Source organism: Halovenus aranensis (genome assembly GCF_900100385.1).
GTDB lineage: Archaea > Halobacteriota > Halobacteria > Halobacteriales > Haloarculaceae > Halovenus > Halovenus aranensis.
Map to the genome: position 1 here is coordinate 1 of NZ_FNFC01000024.1, position 17,528 is coordinate 17,528.

Annotated in this window: 9 protein-coding genes; all 9 read left to right on the forward strand. The window is 52.3% G+C overall.

The annotated features are described in order from the left end of the window. On the forward strand, positions 1-2,919 hold a 2,919-nt coding region (locus BLR34_RS17170; protein WP_176765359.1), incomplete at its 5' end, for a hypothetical protein. Beyond that, positions 2,912-5,701 carry a DEAD/DEAH box helicase gene (locus BLR34_RS15725; RefSeq protein ID WP_092704752.1) on the forward strand — a complete coding sequence of 930 codons (2,790 nt, stop codon included), beginning with the start codon at positions 2,912-2,914 and terminating at the stop codon, positions 5,699-5,701. The genes BLR34_RS17170 and BLR34_RS15725, both read left to right, overlap by 8 nt. Beyond that, on the forward strand, positions 5,698-7,830 hold the full coding sequence (locus BLR34_RS15730; RefSeq protein WP_092704754.1) for a hypothetical protein: 2,133 nt from the start codon (positions 5,698-5,700) through the stop codon (positions 7,828-7,830). Before BLR34_RS15725 ends, BLR34_RS15730 begins: the two co-directional genes overlap by 4 nt. Continuing rightward, positions 7,827-11,000, forward strand: coding sequence for a PD-(D/E)XK nuclease family protein (locus BLR34_RS15735; RefSeq protein WP_092704756.1), 3,174 nt, complete (start codon positions 7,827-7,829; stop codon positions 10,998-11,000). The genes BLR34_RS15730 and BLR34_RS15735 overlap by 4 nt, the downstream gene beginning before the upstream one ends. Positions 11,001-11,072: 72 nt before the next feature. Then, positions 11,073-12,308 (forward strand): DUF5797 family protein, encoded by a 1,236-nt coding sequence (locus BLR34_RS15740; RefSeq protein WP_092704758.1) that lies wholly within the window; start codon positions 11,073-11,075, stop codon positions 12,306-12,308. Positions 12,309-12,622: 314 nt separating this feature from the next. Then, on the forward strand, positions 12,623-13,651 hold the full coding sequence (locus tag BLR34_RS15745; RefSeq protein ID WP_092704760.1) for a Cdc6/Cdc18 family protein: 1,029 nt from the start codon (positions 12,623-12,625) through the stop codon (positions 13,649-13,651). Positions 13,652-13,675: 24 nt separating this feature from the next. After that, complete coding sequence (locus tag BLR34_RS15750) at positions 13,676-14,800, forward strand: SMODS domain-containing nucleotidyltransferase (protein WP_092704762.1); 1,125 nt, start codon at positions 13,676-13,678, stop codon at positions 14,798-14,800. Between the two features lie 410 nt (positions 14,801-15,210). Next, positions 15,211-17,145 carry a ThiF family adenylyltransferase gene (locus BLR34_RS15755; protein WP_092704764.1) on the forward strand — a complete coding sequence of 645 codons (1,935 nt, stop codon included), beginning with the start codon at positions 15,211-15,213 and terminating at the stop codon, positions 17,143-17,145. Further along, a partial coding sequence (locus BLR34_RS15760) for a TIR domain-containing protein (RefSeq protein ID WP_143414194.1) occupies positions 17,142-17,528 on the forward strand: 387 nt, incomplete at its 3' end. The genes BLR34_RS15755 and BLR34_RS15760, both read left to right, overlap by 4 nt.

Sequence of the window (17,528 nt, forward strand, 5' to 3'; positions counted from 1 at the left end):
AAAATCGTCACACACGCTAGGGAAGAATTAGGATACCGCTCAGTCTACCTCTTCATCGACGAAGCAGAAGATATTGAGGCAGAAAATGACGTGCAGAAGGTACAGCGGTTTATTCGCTCGTTCCTCCACTTAGTTAACGAATTGAACACCTCTGGCCTGCATATTCTCCTCGGGTTCTCTCAAGGTGCACGAATGGCGATTACCCAATACGAGGATGACGACGACTCGCTTGGTAATGCGTTAGTTCAAAGGTTCCAAGGAGACGATATTTATCTCGGCGATCTTACTGAATCGGACGTCAAGGAGATGCTAATTGACCGGATGGATGTCCACCGAACTTCTAGCCGTGGTGAAATTTCACCAATTGTGGAGGACACTATCGATGTTGTAACTGAGGTTACGGGCGGCCATCCACGATCAATCCTTCAGATATACTCTGAGGCCCTCAACTACGCAGCGAAGGTAGATGCGGACAGGATTGATGGCGATGCTATCGTTTACGCTCTTAGAGATTTTACCTCTCTTGTGCGTGACGAGGATCTCCTAAGTGGAGAAGCACTCACCACACTCAAGAAGGGGCTTGAGGATGCACACCCGGACGCACGAGATGACTTCGAGCGTTTGGAGGGGCGCCTCATTGGAGAAGGAGATGCGATTCCAGAGAATTCTTTCTCAGACGGCGTGCCTGGCGCTCTCATGAGTCCAGTTACTGTTGAGGGAGAAGATGCTGGCGAAATCCGAGTGCTTGAAAAGCGTGACCGACACGGCCGATACTATTACGTTCTGAGCGAAGAGGCCAAAGACTTCCTCTTCCGCGGAAAAGGTGACGAAGGTACGGAAATACAGAAACTCGATCTCCAAGCAACGAATGCCCCAGACAAATACCAAAGATACCTTTCACGTGGGCTAGCGCTGGCGGTTCAATCGATGGGTAAAGGGAGCCTACACAAGGATCCAGCCACCACCGCTGCCGGCCGGTACGAATACGCTCTTTACTTAATTGATGTTGACCGAGGGCCAGGAAAAGGAAAGCCAACTGTCGCCGTTGGGGTCTATAACGGTCAGGAGATCCCTGTAGAATTGCTCAAGCTCTACGTCGAAGCCTACCAATCCCGGGGGGCTACCTTCGGTGCGTTGGTAAAACAAAATCAGCAGCAATCCGCGGAGGCGAATAAGTATGTTAACGGGCTAGACAGCGAAGAGCGACAGTTTGTCACCGACCGCATTATAGAGGTCAATCTCTCTACCGAACAACGTGACAACTTCATTTACGGTAGGTTGTTAGCTCTCGGTGATTCTGAGATTCAAGCTGAAGGAATGGTCGATGGGCACACGTTGATCTCTGAGATCGGCATTATCGGTGGCTTACAAGAGACCTTCACTGAGACCATTCTTCCATTTCCCGACAAAGTCCATCGAGATGTAATTGACCATTTAGAAAAGAACGACGCCCGAGAGTTTACCATCGGAGATTTGCAGGACAAATTAGATATACAGAGCTATAATCTAAAATCCGACCACATGATCGGCCTCAAGGACCAGAATCTAGTAGCCAAATCTGGTCAACGGTGGATTTACCCAGATATTGAGAACGATAGGCCCCCTTGGTATGAGATTTATCGACGCCTCAATGAACAGGGGGCGCTAACTATGGAAGAAATCCAAGCACAGGTCACTACGGATTTTGCCCTTGGATGTTCACGTGGTGACGAGAATGCGATGATTCAGTGGTATCTGGATCATCTCCAGAGACAGAACTACGTTGAGCCCACGACAGTAGAACGGGAAGGAGAGATTCACGATGCGTACGACATTGTTAGTGTTGAGGACCAGTATAATGAAGCTAGGTCCCGAGCGCAATCTAGGCTGGATGCGGCGCAGGTGCTCTACGAAGAAGCGGTTTCGCTTGACGCCAAGAGTATCAATAGCTACAAGAACCGGATTGACGACTACACCACTCAACTCGATCAGTTTGATGAAGTTTTCAATCCGACCCACAATGACCTGAACGAGGTTCGGGCCCTCATCGATGATATTGTGGGAATAGAGGAAGACCTAGAAGATACGGTCTCTGACCGCAAAGAGAAGATCATCGGTAACGCAGTTTCAGTTCGGGACGATATTGACGATCTTCGACGGAAAATTTCGAAATCTGATGTAGAGGGTTCATTTGGGTCTCAACTTAATGACTACAATGACGAGTTGGGAGAGTTAGATACGGAACTTGAGTCGCTCATTGATAACGAGCAGTATGAGCGGCTTGCGAAACGAACTGGGAGCATCGATGACCGGGTAGATACGATAGACGATGAGGTTGAGCAGCTTCTGGGAGTCAAGTCGAAATGTACTGAGAAATTCAAGCAACTCCGTGACATAGCGGACAGCGCGAAAGACCATATCGACGCTATTGCAGCAGAGAACCCTTCGCACGCGGAACTAGAAGGGCAACTTGAGACAATTGAATCTCGATTTGACGATTACCGAGATCAATTCAACAGTGGCGAATTCCAGGTTGCCCTCAGCACCCTCGAAGAGATTGAGCCAGACCTCAAATCACTCAAAGAGCAGTCACAAGGGATTGAGCAGCAGCAGCAACAGTACCTAAAACAGCTTGATGACCTCGACCCGGAAATCTCCGACGAGGATGGGAAAGAGCTGCTTGAGGAAGCACGGAAAACCGTGAAGAAGGGCGACTTCGCCACGGCGCCGACACTCATTGACGACCTTCGTGAACGCGCAAAAGGGCCGACTCGGCGTGAGCAATTTGTCGCTGCCTTGCGTGAGTATGATGGGAGTTTCACAAAGATCGTCACTGAGACAGACTTCAATGAGACAGAAGCGTTTAGTCAACTCAAAGATGTCTACTCGGACTCTACGAGTGACATCGAGGACATAACGGTCGTGATGACCAATGAGTAATGCAGCGATGGGACAGCATGAGCACCTTGATGCTGTCAAGGAGATGTGGGAGGTTCTAGTTGACGAGGAAGACCATGATGACCTCCAACAGCATGTTCTTAGATGGGTTGATAATGCTTGTAAGCAGCAGATCAACGCCGGTAACTACGATGCTACGGTAGCACTGTCCGACCTGTTCGATCGGTTTCACCGAACCTTCGTACTCGGTGAAAATGAACCGGAGACTGGCGAAAATATCGATATTACCTACGTATTCCCTGCTCAGCTAACTACCAAAACGGCCAGCCAGCTACTCTTCCAACACGTCATCGACAAACTTGTCGAAAGGGATGTCTTACTCTATGTCTACGACAAACAACGCGTTCGGAGTCGTGTAGCAGAAGTCACTAGGTACTTCGCACTACTTCGCCAGCGGTTCGCTGACCAAAGTGGATTTGAGCATGCTCCCAGTCTCACGAAGATGGTCAAGATGGACATACAGTCCCGTGAGAAGCCTAAATGGGGCGACCAAGGAATTGACTTGGGTGACAAAATTAGAGAGATTTTACAGCGCGCAAGCACCGGCGAACCTGCTTCTGAGTTTGGGTCTGTCGGGCGTACAGACTGGCGAGAGGCCACGAATGATGCGCTCACCCTGATATACAGGCTTTGTAAGCGCCGGGGTATGACCGGGTTAGCTGCATTCCAGGGGAGATCCCTCGATGAACTCTATCGCCGGGCAGTTACCGAACGAAACGAAGAACGAGCCCACGTTATTACCGCGAGCACCGGCGGTGGTAAGACAGAGGCCTTCTTGTTCCCGATACTCGCATACAGCCTGACGGCGAACCATGACAACATTCGGGTAGGCGGTGTTGACGCTGTTCTTGCATACCCCCGAAAAGATCTGTGTGATAACCAGTTTGAGCGCATCGTCGAGTATCTCTACGAGATTGAACAGATTATCGCTGCAGACGACGAACTGCCCTATGATTCGCTCCCGATAACAGTTGCTCTCCAACACGGTAGTGCAAGCCAATCCGAGATCAGCTGCCCCGTTGACGGCTGTGATGGGGGAATGCCGACCGATGACATGGTCTGTGACAAGGATCCCGCGCATAAGGCTGACTTTGCCCGATCAGATAAGGGAGCCACAGCCGACATCATCGTAGTCACTCCCGATACGCTTCATCGACGGTTGATGGATCACCGGGGCTACGATCAGTTCTGGAAACACGCGTCACCTCCAAAGTTCGTTGTCCTCGACGAGGTTCACGTCTATACGAACCAGTACGGAATGCATGTCGCAAACGTAATGCGGCGGTTCCAAGCTGCGATGCGTGAAGTCGATCCTGACCAACAACCCAACTTGGTTGCCTCCAGTGCAACAATATCAAACGCTGAACAGTTCACAGAGGCAATATTTGGGGCACCCAGTGCTAGAGAAATCACTCCCCGAGGGAAGAACGAAGATATCCCATGGAAGGAGACGAGTAAGGAATTTAGAAAAGAGAGTGAGATTGAAGAAATCGGGTGGGAATATCTCATATTTATAAAGGCTACAGACCCCCGAGAGGTCCAGGTTCCACAGGGTGAAGCAAAGTACAAACCTCGGCGTGAATGGGGGCCAGAGGACTTCGAAGAGACGAACGTAACGAATCTCTCGTCCATGATTCAGGTCGCCTTCACGATGTACCATACGATCCTCAAACAGGAGTCTGACGAGGGTCAACTGAAGAACAAAATTCTGGGGTTCGTTGATTCTATCGATTCCGTCAAAAGACTAGGTGATTACATCCAAGACGCAGAGTCTGGACGAGGTGTCGAGGGTCAGGAGTTATTCACTCTCCGTACTCCTGATGCTTTCCTGCGAGACGAAGATGAACCAGGGACGAATCCAGACTGCCCCAAGCACCAGTTCAGATCGAATGCAGCATCCCATGAACGGGCGGTTTGTGAACCACTTCCTCCGAACAAGAACCTGAATCCATGCCCAGTCTATGAGGCAGGTGAGTGCTGGTGGACGATGACCGACGAGCTTGACCTTGAGCCGATGGATGTCTACCTGCACAAAAGTGGCCGAACCGAGACTCCGGATGGGACCCGCGTTGAAGACGACAATTGGGACCTTATGGTCACTACTAGCGCACTGGAGGTTGGGTTCGATCATCCCGGCATAATTGGAACCTTCCAGTACCGAGCACCGATGAACATCCCCGGATTCGTACAACGGAAAGGGAGAGGAGGTCGTGATCCTGATGATCAACCAATCTCAGTAGTCGTTCTCGGGTCACGTCCTGAAGACGCATTCTACTTCCACCATGAAAACCTGCTCTCTGACCCAGATGAGAGGTACCTCGAAATCAATCTGGATGAAGAGAACAGGTTTGTTCGAACAGAGCACCTCGTCTCTGCCATCTTCGATTACTTGAACGTCACTGACAACGAAACCGCGGACGAGATATACCGAAGATTAGACATTGAGGAGTTAGACGAGAAATTCACACATGAGCAGGATGAGATCGCTAACTGGCTCCGCAAGGCGTTCCCGATGATGCCCGAGGAGCAGATTACTGCCGTGATTGATGAAATTGGAGACTACATCAATCTAACACAGGCCCCGTTAACACCTGCAAGTGTAGGTGGAGGGGACATCCAAGAATTCTGGGAGGCAGCACGCTTCCCTAGAGGGACTCGTCAGGCCGATCTCGAAGAGAGCCTTGATGATCTGAAGTTCAAGCGCCGGCTTTTCCAGGAGATTGCGGCGGGGAATCTCGACTTGGAGAACACTTCCAACAAATGAGCGATCAAACTCCTCTCTCGGAAGCAGATGACCTAACGCAAGAAGAGCGATTGCTGGCACGACTTAATGGCCTGATTCAATACCAATCTGACCTACTCGATAAGGTCCAGCGTAATCGTTTCCGTCCATATTGCCATATACCAGACCTCTTCGAACTTGATCCAGAGGCAACAAGGCCATTTAGCGTTCCTGGTACGTTCATCTCTGAGCAGGTCGGCGGTAACATCAGTGTTGTCAACGCGAATGGCGGCTTTTTGGCGAATGAGCCGCTCGATCTTATGTTGGGGAGCTTTCTGCCCGGCGGCTACAAACGCCGATGGGAATTCGACCTATGGACTGGCGATTTCGGGCCTTCATCGAGAAGAGGATTTGCAGATATTAACGACGGGCTGCACATTCGAACATCCAGCCAACTGTCCGAGATTCTACCACAGAGTGGAGAAGAGCGGTACACACCGTTTGAGCACCCTGTAGACGAGGTAAGCGTCTACATTCCCCAACAGTTCATCGTCTGGAATCCGAGCGTGGGTGAGAACGGAGAGCATACGCACTACTATTGGGATTCTGCGAACGGAGTTGTAAGGAACCAGAAACCAGAGGACGTCCCAGAAGAGGAGCTCACGACGCTGAAAAGTGATCCGACCTCGCAGTTCCTCTGGTTTAAGCACCCCCTTGGACGAGGCGACAGTCCCGAGTCACTGGATTTGTCGACGATGACCGGTGGCCTCATTGAGCAGGGAGAGTTCAACAGCGACGCGACATTTCTTAAATCGTACTATGCCACCCTGTTGACGTTATACGGCGAAGAGAGGACATTCTCTGAGGTAATTCGCTATCGTCACGAGGAAGATGACGCCACTGCATTCGTCGGTAGCCGTGAGGAAAGCCAGGTTCTGATGTTTGATATAGACCGGTCGATAGTCACTGAGTTACTTGACAAAGTCTTCCAGAAAGAAACGCCACTTTTCCGAGACCTCCAATTTTCGCTCTTATACCGTCGATTATGGGATCGCCTGTTCTTCCAAGAGGAGGCTCTCGAGCACGCATTTAGCGTTACCCCGTTCTATCGTGCCCTAATTGCGGTCGACTACCTCTTTTCGATGGGGTCTGACGGGCCAGACTCGCTATTTGAGGCCAGTGTTAACGACATTGAAGCACGTCTTCCGAGCCTCTTACCGTCTGGGGACCGGCGGTTAGGATTGCTTGATTACGATGACGGGGAAATCTCGACTTATGAGACGCTTCTGGATGAATATGGAGATTCGTTGGAATCCATCATTGAGGAGTGTGCTGACGGCGAGTCAGTGAGACAATTTGCTGAGCATGTCTTTATCCATTCACTCAAACATGGACTTGCTTCGTGGGCGGCAGAATACAGTGCCGGAGGTGGTGACTTCGAAGCTTGGTATGACGTGAACTTCATAGAGGCGAGCGGCGAAACCGTTGAGATCGGTATCTATGATTCAATTCAAGGCGGTGCTGGTGTGAGCCGTGAAGTCTTCGATGACTTACGCGAACTATCCGATACTGAACTGCTAAGCGGGCTTGCTGAACAGTCGAGCTGCCATATTGGTGCTACAGAAGAGACGTTGGTTTCCTTGCTGAAGGAATACTCTGGAGAGTACGTGTTTGACCTCGCCCAAACGAACGAGATTGCATCTGGGCGCGACGTACCCGAGTTCAATGATGTGTTTCAGGACCTTGGAGTCGACTTCTCGTACGCTCGGTACGACGACGTCAAACCGCTACTTCACCGACGCCTTAACCGAATTGCCGAAACTCGGGAAATGGCCCGCTTCTATAGCGTTGTTGCTGAGACATATACGACAACGAAGGAACAACTAAACCGCACACCACGGCCGGTAGACTTAGTATTTGCTTTGGAGGACCGAACGTTCTTCGACACCCGAGTCAGAGAAACGTATCGTCGGTTTGCGAATAGACGTTCCCAGCGCCGCGATCTCAGTGAGTTGGCTGAACGAATAGAAGAGGTGACCAAGCAGTGTATTCATGCATGCCCGGACTGTCTAAAACGGGATTCCTGCACACACCAGTATCGGTATCAAGAACAGATGCTCGACCGCCGTCTCCTCGCACGCGCACTAGCGGTACTTGATGGAGGCAAATGAAGATGATCTATCCGATTCAGGACATCGTTGACGACGAGACGCACTATGGCCAGGAAGTCACTATCCGATGTACAGTCGTTGGTGACCCAAGAAGAGGGCAACAAGGCGGAGACAAGACACTGTATCCAGTTCGGGTGTCTGGTCAGTTCGAAGGTGATGCCTTCCTCTCGATCTGGCATGAGGATCCTGCTTGGACGGACTCGTTCGGGCGAACCGCATCGTATCTTCGTGAAATAATCGACGAGGTGCCTTTACAGCAAGACGAGTCGGTCGTCGTCAGGGGAATTCCTAACACACACAACGGCAAGTGGTATTTCAACGTCACCGGAATCATAATCCGAGACCCGGATACCGCAATCGGCAAAAGTGAGATGCGCTCCGCTAGCGAGTGCCCCCGTATTTACGACCTTCTCTACGAGAAGAACGTATATTCACCCGGTAGGTACGATCTTTCTCCCGGAGCAATCAAAGGTAGAATTGTCCACACATTAGTAGAACACGCCATCGAAGAAGGGGGCAAAGGTCAATTCGAAGGTGGATGGTCGGAAGCCCAAGTTGAGGCATCTCTTGAAGAGCTAATTGAATCAGAGTATTCTATCGAGATGGCTCTGTGTCGGTTGGCATGGGTGAGCCCCAACCGAATTCGGGAGAACGCGTTAGATGCTGCTACTCGTCTTCTGACAGACGACGAGTTTACAAACCGAATCGCTTCAGCGACAGACGTTAGTGCAGAAGTAGGCCTATCTGCCTCTGTCGGCTTTAATGGCCGCGTTGACCTAATCATCGATGGGACCCCCTATGACCTCAAAACCAACTACAAGCTGACCGATAAAACACGGAATCATCACCGATTTCAGCTCCGGGTCTATCTCCTAGCATTCCTCCTCGAAACTCTTGAGACGGGAGAGCGTCTCCATGATCGAATTGACAAAGGGGTCAGCGGCTATCTCGTGTATCCGAACCTTGCGAACGAATCGAGCGTCGTGTTGGAAGAAGTCGAATTGCGGCGCCGCGATGTAGAAGACATTCTTTCTCTCCGGAATGAGGCATCTGTTCTTCGCGATGGATTCGGTGTGCCGACGACTTACGGTCGGGATTGTACTGGCTGTACGTTCAAGTCACCGACAACCGACCAAGAGGAAAATGAGATTCTTCCATCACCTTGTCAATACTACTGTCAGTCTGAGCGCCGGTGGCCGTGCTTTGAATCAGACGATGAAGGGAACATCATATCCCAGTGTCCGCTTTTCGACGATTGTGACCAACGACTCGAATTCCGAGACCCCGCTGTCACCGACCATTACACGGGGCTTCGTCAGGGACTGAACACTGAGCGAGACCATCGGAAACGATTAGGCTACGAACTTGAGCAATTAGCTCCAGAAACACTGTCAGAGGCAGGGTTACGAATCCCTGATCTCAAGCTTAACGCCTTAGAGGGCCAACGAAGGATGGTCTTCACGTCAGATACGGGGCTAGTTCCGTCCTTTACCCCAGGTTCGGGCGTACGTCTCATGCAGACCGGCACAGAATACTATCAAGAAGCCACATACTATGGCCGGGTTGAGAACAAGTATGTCTTCCAGCTGAAATCAACGCCCAATTCAGCCTTCCTTGATCCTACGGAGACGTATGAAGCCGTCCGTACCGTCGCCGCTGATTCTCTACCACGTGAGCTGTTGTCACAACTGGACTACGCTCAGCGAGGAGAGGTATCACCCCTCCTTGAAACGACAGGAAAGGCCGGCGATAACGAGGACAGTCTTGACCCTTCGGACCTAAATTCTCTTTCCGAGTACACCGACGCAAAGGAATTATATATGGATGTTCCAGTCCGTCGCGAGCGGACTACGCTCGTTACTGATATTGTTACAAAACTTGCCACGCAGCAGTATCCAAGCCCCGCTGGTGGCGAAGAGATACCTGACGATGAACAACGCGCGTTAATTCTCTGTACGCGGCCTGAAATGACCGACTCGGTCGAAGAGCGACTTTCATCAGTCGAAGGGGCGACTAGAATGGACGGATTCGCTGGTGGAGCGACGACGGGTCTTACTGGAACGTCTGATGGGCACGAGATTTATGAGGGGCTTCGCGACGCATCTATCGTGGTTTCATCGGCACGTTATGCGCTTAGTGAACAGGTATTCCACGCTATGCGAGATGGTGATGAGTCGGTTCGGCCCCATACTGACAAATTCTTCGACACGATCGTAATTGTGGGTGCGGAAAGTCTTGCAGAACCCCAGTTCCATTTCCTCCAGATTCTCGGCGATCGAGTAGCGGCAATTGGTGACACTCGCCGGTCTGGTCCTGAGATTGTTAGTGGGGAGGCTAGAGAGGCCCGTCTTGACGAGGCGTATTTTAACCGTCTATACCGGCGGTTCGCGAATATTGAGAGCGGCGACAGTCAGAGCATTCAGGTGAAAGCAGAACTCACTCGTACAATGCAATCTGCATTTTCGGGGCTGGAACTTGACGCTGAGACTATTGACGGAAGTTTCGAATTTAGAGATACGGATGGAGCAATAGCAACGGCCATCGGTGAAACCTCACTAGAGTATCAAGTACCAACATCCACTGAAGAAGACGAAACCCGCTTCATCCGGCTGGAACCAGTCGAACAAGTTGATGCAGTCCATATCTCTCAGTCTCTACAACAACTTAGAACCCTTGACGCGAGCGCACTAACGTTCGGCGAGACATACACAATCCAGGACATCAGATTCAAAGTCCGGACCAGTAATCCTATTGATAACGATCATCATCGTCTGAAGGTCAGTATCCCCGTACATGCGACACCATACCTCCATCAGCGCCTGACACAGAATAAAGCCGAAGCTGAAAAGGTAGCTGAAGTTTGTACAAACGTCTCTCCAGATTTGGTTGTTACTCCCTTTGTCGCCCATGCAAATGCCATTCGAGAAGAGTTAGAAGAAATTGGGGAAGACATAGCGGTTCGTCTCCCCGATCAGCTATCTGGAGCTCATGTAGACTCAGCTGTAGTCAGTCTCGCCGTTACAGGCGAAGAACGAGTGGTCACTCCGCCCGTGAGTGATATTGAGCAACTCTACACCTGCTTCAACTGTGCACAAGACGTTACATTAGTTGGCGATCGAGAAACTTTGGAACGGAACTCACTCATCAGCCGTTTGATTGAATCTACCTGAGCGCTTACCGGCACGAATACCAATAATGTACGAACTGGATCAGAGAATAACCAACCGATACAGCCGAAAGCTATGATTCCGACAGACGAATTCTATGACAAGCCCGAGGTAGAAAGGCAAGAGCTTGTGGACGCAGGCCACGTCGTGACCGACGGCAAGATTGCAGAAACAGTACCTTCAAACAGACGTGGCGGAATTCACGTTTTTGAGGAACCAGTCACCGATCTCGTTGTCGATCGCCTCAAGGGTGCCCGATACACCGCAAATGAACTCGCTCCAGACTTCCCCATCGACAAGGAAGAGCTGGATGATTTGTCCAATTGGATGAAATATGAGCCAATGGACCTTCTTACGGACCACTTTGGTGTACTAAGGGTCGTGGATACCGATGGTGCAGAATATGTCTATACTGTAGAAGCAATACCATTTTCGGCACGGTGTATCGACCCAACTCTAAGTGGATACTTGTTAGACGCTAACGATCGATGTCCGATTTCCCGTCCTGAAATCACAACGAAGCGCAACTCTACTTCTCGGGATAAATACGTAGATCAAGCAATCGATTACTGGGGAATCCCAGAAGACGAGCTAACGATGGATCTCGATGATCAAGTCGGATTCGCAAAATCAACCCTCGGACCTTTGCCGGTTATTAGCGATTTGTCGGACGCAGAACGCGTTATAGAGCGATTCCAGAGCACTGAGGACAGTTACCGCCGGAAACAGCATACAGTCCAGAGCGTTAAAAAGAGCATTAGCTTCCACAAATCTCGTTGCCGACGTAATCCCTCACTGGGTGCATTTCAGTCGTTCAGTCTATTTTTGATGGATGTCAGCGAATATGCATCAATTGAGAACGACAGTCAGCTACGGGAGTTAGTTACGCAGGGAGGACAGGTTCTCTATCGGTGCCTGTACGGAAATCTCTGGCCAGGCGGATCAACCGCTTGGCGACCGTTCGAAATCAGGATTCAGGACAGAAGTATAGATACCTTTGACCGTCGAGTAATCGATATTGTAGAGCAACAACCCACATCAAACGGACAATTATCCGACCGCTGGGGTTTTTCAGATGGGAGAGAGGTCTGGGATTACCTTCAGTCTGAACTCAGTCAGTATGTAACCCGGAACACCGACAAATTCGCTTGTGCAACCGAATCAGCCCGTCGTTACGTAAGTGGACTCGAGCAAGACGGCAAGATCGCTCTCAGCAAAGAGCCTCCCAGGATCCCAGGTAAAGGAAGAATCACCCTGGCAGTCACAGACTCCCAGCAAAATGATACCAGCGGCGTTAACTGGAACAGGTGATTGTGGGAACTTCACGCTCGCGGCCTTTTTTCCCAACAAAAACGCACACTTCGTCGATTTAGACAGGCCTAACCAGATCGAGGGCAACCGTATCGAGCGCTCTGGCGAAGTGCTCAATGGGCCGGCGCATCGTTTATTGTGTCACCTCAATTTCCCGCTTAAGTCGGCTGAAAATCGTGTTGAACCAGAGAAACGCCTAAATTGCGAATAACTACCGATGGAACGCAATCTTCGAACCAATCTCCTAGGCAAGAGCGTTTCCGGAAACACCCCGGTTACACTTTTATGACCAGAAAGTAGTCTACTAGATACAGATGATCCGCGATGCTCGCGTACTCCGCGCTGGGTTCGTCCCTCGGGAAGTTGAGCATCGCGACGCCGAAGTCAACCACCTCTCCAGCGTTCTCGAGCCCATCACGAACGGAAAACCAGCCGACACAGCTATCGTCACCGGACCCAGCGGGACGGGGAAGACGTGTATTTCGAAATTCGTCACGGAACGACTTCGGGAAGAGGTCCTCGATGTCGAGACCACCTACGTCAACTGCTGGCGCAACTACACGCGGTTCCGCACGCTCTACCAGATCCTCGACGACCTCGGCGCGACCATCGACATCCACCGACAGTCGACGCCGCACGACGAACTCGTCGACCGCCTCCAGCAGCACGACGGCCCGCGAACCGTCGTCATTCTCGACGAGGTCGACCAACTGGAGGACCCCAGCGTCATTTACGACCTCCACAGCCTCCCGCAGTTCGCGATCATCTGCATCGCGGACAAGGAAGAGGAGCTGTTCAGCCGCGTCGACGACCGCCTCGTGAGCCGGCTGCGCTCCAGCGAACACGTCCGGATGGACAAGTACCACGACGAGCAGCTGTACGATATCCTGAGTGCGCGGGCAAAGTGGGGACTCGATGAGGACGTCATCACCGACGACCAGCTCTACCGGATCGCCGACGCGGCCGCCGGCGACGCCCGCCTCGCAATCGGCATCCTTCGAACGGCCGCCGGCAAAGCCGATCGCGAGAACCACGAGCACATCACCGACGACGTCCTCCTGGACGCCGCCGAGGATGCCCGTGCGCAGATCAAGCAGAAGAGCCTCGATTCACTCACGCCCCACCAGCGCGTCGTTTACGACATCGTCCGGGACCACGGCCCGGTCGGGCCGAGTGAGATCCACGACCACTATACGGACGAAGTCGACGAACCACGGACGAAACGGACAGTCCGGTCCTATCTCTCGAAGATGGCCCAGTACAACCTCCTCGAGGCTGAGGGCACGAGCCGAGATCGAGAATACGCGATCATTGAGTCACCGTCTGCTGCAACAACCACTTAAAACATCCCAGAACATCGATACACTATGACCACACTTCCCACACTGTTCGAGATCTTCCTGTCAGACATCCGCCCGCAGGACGAACACAATAATGCCTACAAGGAGGGTCACGAAACCCTCCGCGATCACTTGCAGACTGACGACGACATCGACGAGTTCTACGTTGCAGACTTTCTACAGGGGAGCTACCGCCGGTGGACGGCACTCAGACCGCAGGAAAACGAGAAATCCGACGTTGACGTCGTCTTTGTCTCTGATCTCAGCAGTGACCTTGATACCGACGTAGCGCTGGAGAAATGCGAACCGTTCCTGAAGGAACACTATGAGGGGCAGTGGGAACCGAATGCCCACTCCTACAAGATCAAGGAAGAGAAGGTGGAAATCGATCTCGTCTTGACAGCGGCACCCAGCGAGGCAACACGTGAAGCCGTCAAATCACTGGGTTCACTGGACGTGGGAACAGCCCTGACTCCGGACGACCTTTCGACGGTGGCAGAGGCCCTCAATATCTCAGCAGATGGCGACGATGAGTGGAAGGACGAACCGCTCAAGATCCCACGTCGAGATGAGAACGAGTGGGAGAATACCCATCCCCTCGCGACTATCGCCTTCACTGTAAATAAGAACGATATCACGGATGGCCACTATGTGAACGTCGTCAAGGCCATCAAATGGTGGCGGCGAACGAAGACATCTGACGTCGAAGGACCGACAAGCTATCCCCTCGAGCACATCGTTGGCCAGTGCTGTCCTGATGATATCAACAGCGTCGCCGAGGGCGTGACAAGGACGCTCGAAGAACTTACACGGAAGTTCAAGACCGAAGCAATGGCTGAGGAAACCCCTACCCTGCCTGCTCACGGTCTCCCGAGAACCTCCGAGAATGACGTCCTAAAACAAATCGACGGGAAAGATTTCGCGGCGTTCTACGATGAGGCAGAGGATGCCGCAGAGCTCGCGCGGACAGCACTGGATGAGGAGGACAAAGAAACATCGAGGGATTACTGGTACCAGCTCTTCGGCGAGAAATTCCCTCCATTCGGAAGTGACGACGATTCTGACGATGGAGGGGAGAAGGCCATCTCAGTAGGCTCGTCCTCACAGGTAGAGGATCCATCGGACCACCAGTTCGCCGAGTCGGACAGCTAACGTGATAAATGCCACCCCAAGAAATTACAGAAGCCGTCGCAGCCATTGCCGAACGAGATGGGGTCACCGTCCTCAAAGACCCATATCGAGACGATAGCAACGGACGGTGGATTGTCAAGATCAGGCTTTCTCCAGACGACTTAGAACCCCATCCGGACGTCCCACGCGAGACAGACTGGTATCTCCATCTACGGGATACGTACCCCGCCGATTCAATTGGGGTCTACCCTGCGGATCAAGAAGAGAACACCATTACCGCCACATTTCCCCACCAGAAGCTGAACGTTGCTGGGAGCGACGATACTCCGTGGCGAAGAGGCGATATCTGTGTTGCTCGGTATGGGCACACCCTCAGTCAAACGGGAGCCACCGGCGAACCCAGCACAAGCCGTGATCGACTCTGTTGGCATATGGACCGAGCATTGCGGTGGTTAAGTAATGCTGCGAAAGGGGAACTCCGGGAACCAGACGAACCGTTTGAAATCCCGGCCTTCGATACGAACTCGGCTTCGGCCACGACCATCGCATTCAACGAGACGCAGGAGTCGTTCTCAGATTGGATGACGGCGTATGGACAGTGGGGGACAGTCAATCTCCGCTCGTTGCCAACTGCTGAAGAGACATACGCGACTGGTACGTTCAAAGATAGCGACGATGAAGTCGTCTATCAGCCACAATGGGGCGGATATATCGATTCGAATCCTGATGACTCTGTTTCCGGAGCGTGGGCATTGTTAGAAGAGGTGCCGATTGAACCCCCGTGGGAGGCCCCGGAGACGTGGGAACAGTTAGACGTATTTTTCGAGGGTACCGAGACCGACCCGTACGAACTACGGGCGAATATCAAGCCCGTCTTGGACGATGAGCCGGTCAAGATCCTTCTAATTGGATTCCCCATCCCAGCAACGGTTGACGGCGACCCCGAGATCATCTATTGGCAACCAATCGAAATAAAAGAGTTCAAAGATCCGAATGACCTTTCCGGCGGATTTCGAGATACTGGAAAGGGGCCTGAGATAGCCGAACGGCGGGAAGCCGGAGAGGAACAGATTCGGTGGCTGGACTCGGACAACTGGTCGCATGAGCAGCTCACCAGACGCGGGCATATGACAGAGTGGTTTCTGGATCGCAACATCGTGCTCATCGGAGGGGGAGCGCTCGGCAGTATGGTTGCCGAGAACCTCGTTCGAGCCGGCTGTCAGCAGCTTACCATCATCGACAACGACACGCATGAGATCGGCAACGTGGCTCGCCACACACTAACAATCGATGAGGTGGGAGGAAACAAGGCGACAGCAATCGCGGACCGGCTCGAATCCATTGCACCGTACGCCCAGGTCCTTGATGTGGATAGCGCCTTTCCACCGAGCGGTGAGTTGCCGGAGCCAATTAGAGAAGCGGAGGTAGTAATTGACTGTACCGCGTCACGGGGAGTTCGTCGCGCTCTGGATGCGATTAGATGGAATCACCCGGTCGTGTTTTGCTCCGCTGCGATGGGTCGGCGAGCGAACCGGTTGTTCTGCTTCACAGCTTACTCACATACCTTTCCGTACAGCGATTACAACGAAGCGTTCGATCCATGGCGGTTGCAAGAACAGATCGAATGGGACGAAGACGAGGATGCCATCCCCGAACGAGTGGGCTGCTGGCACCCAGCATCAGTTATCCGAACAGACCGGGTGATGACGTGGGCTGGGACAGTGACACGGCTTCTTGATCAGGCGACGGCATTGAGTCTGCGCGAGAATCACTTCACCGTACTCGAGACCGGTAGTGACGACGATCTGCCGACTATTTCAAAGGCCACACCTCCCTTTCAGGACGGAACAATATGGCGAGCACCGGAATCACCAATCACCGTACAGATTCCGGCCACGTGTCTTGAAGCGATGTATGATCGCTGCCGAAAGGAACATCCATGTGAAACGGGCGGTATTTTGGCCGGTACCGACCGTCTCGATGGACCAGCACTGGTGGTTAATGCCCGAGACCCACCGCGGGACTCCATTCAAGAACCAACTCGATTCCTCCGAGGAACCGACAAAGTCGAGGAGTGGCTCAAAGATGCCAGGGAGAGCATCGGTATCGACTATCTCGGTGAATGGCACTACCATCCCGACGCTTCTCCCGATATCAGTCGGGACGATCGAACGGCGATGAATGAAATCGCCAACGACGACGGCTACGACTGTCCGCATCCGCTACTCTTCATCGTTGGTCAGGACGAAGAGGGTCAGTTCTCGATTAACGCCTATCTATTCCACGATAGTAAGGAATACGAGCAGTTAGAACAGATTGACAACCCAGATGCTGCTTCAACTCTCAACGTCGGTGACGATATATGACTGATCCAACTGGCCGTGTATTTCTCAGCTATAAGCACGAACAGACGGACGTCGCCAACTTCCTGCAGACGGAACTGGAGCGACACGGGGTGCCGATTTGGCGGGATATCTTCGATTTGAAGCCGGAGCCACTCAGAGATGAAATCATCGACCAGTTGGAGAACCCGGAAACAGCCAGTGGAATTGCGCTCGTTAGTGAGGGCGTAGCCGACTCTGACATCATTCTCAACGACGAGTTGCCGGGGTTCAATAGTCGGTGGGATAGGGATGACGAGTTTTTCGTGGTCGTTGTGCCATGTCCCGATATCAGCGTTGGAGAGGCCAAATCGATACTCAACGAGGCACCGATCCTCCACGACTTTTCCGCTTGGAAAATGCTCCCC

Coding starts and splice junctions, on each gene's coding strand:
- BLR34_RS15725 (WP_092704752.1), top strand. CDS start 2,912: ATGAGTAATGCAGCGATGGGACAGCATGAGCACCTTGATGCTGTCAAG.
- BLR34_RS15730 (WP_092704754.1), top strand. CDS start 5,698: ATGAGCGATCAAACTCCTCTCTCGGAAGCAGATGACCTAACGCAAGAA.
- BLR34_RS15735 (WP_092704756.1), top strand. CDS start 7,827: ATGAAGATGATCTATCCGATTCAGGACATCGTTGACGACGAGACGCAC.
- BLR34_RS15740 (WP_092704758.1), top strand. CDS start 11,073: ATGATTCCGACAGACGAATTCTATGACAAGCCCGAGGTAGAAAGGCAA.
- BLR34_RS15745 (WP_092704760.1), top strand. CDS start 12,623: ATGATCCGCGATGCTCGCGTACTCCGCGCTGGGTTCGTCCCTCGGGAA.
- BLR34_RS15750 (WP_092704762.1), top strand. CDS start 13,676: ATGACCACACTTCCCACACTGTTCGAGATCTTCCTGTCAGACATCCGC.
- BLR34_RS15755 (WP_092704764.1), top strand. CDS start 15,211: ATGGACCGAGCATTGCGGTGGTTAAGTAATGCTGCGAAAGGGGAACTC.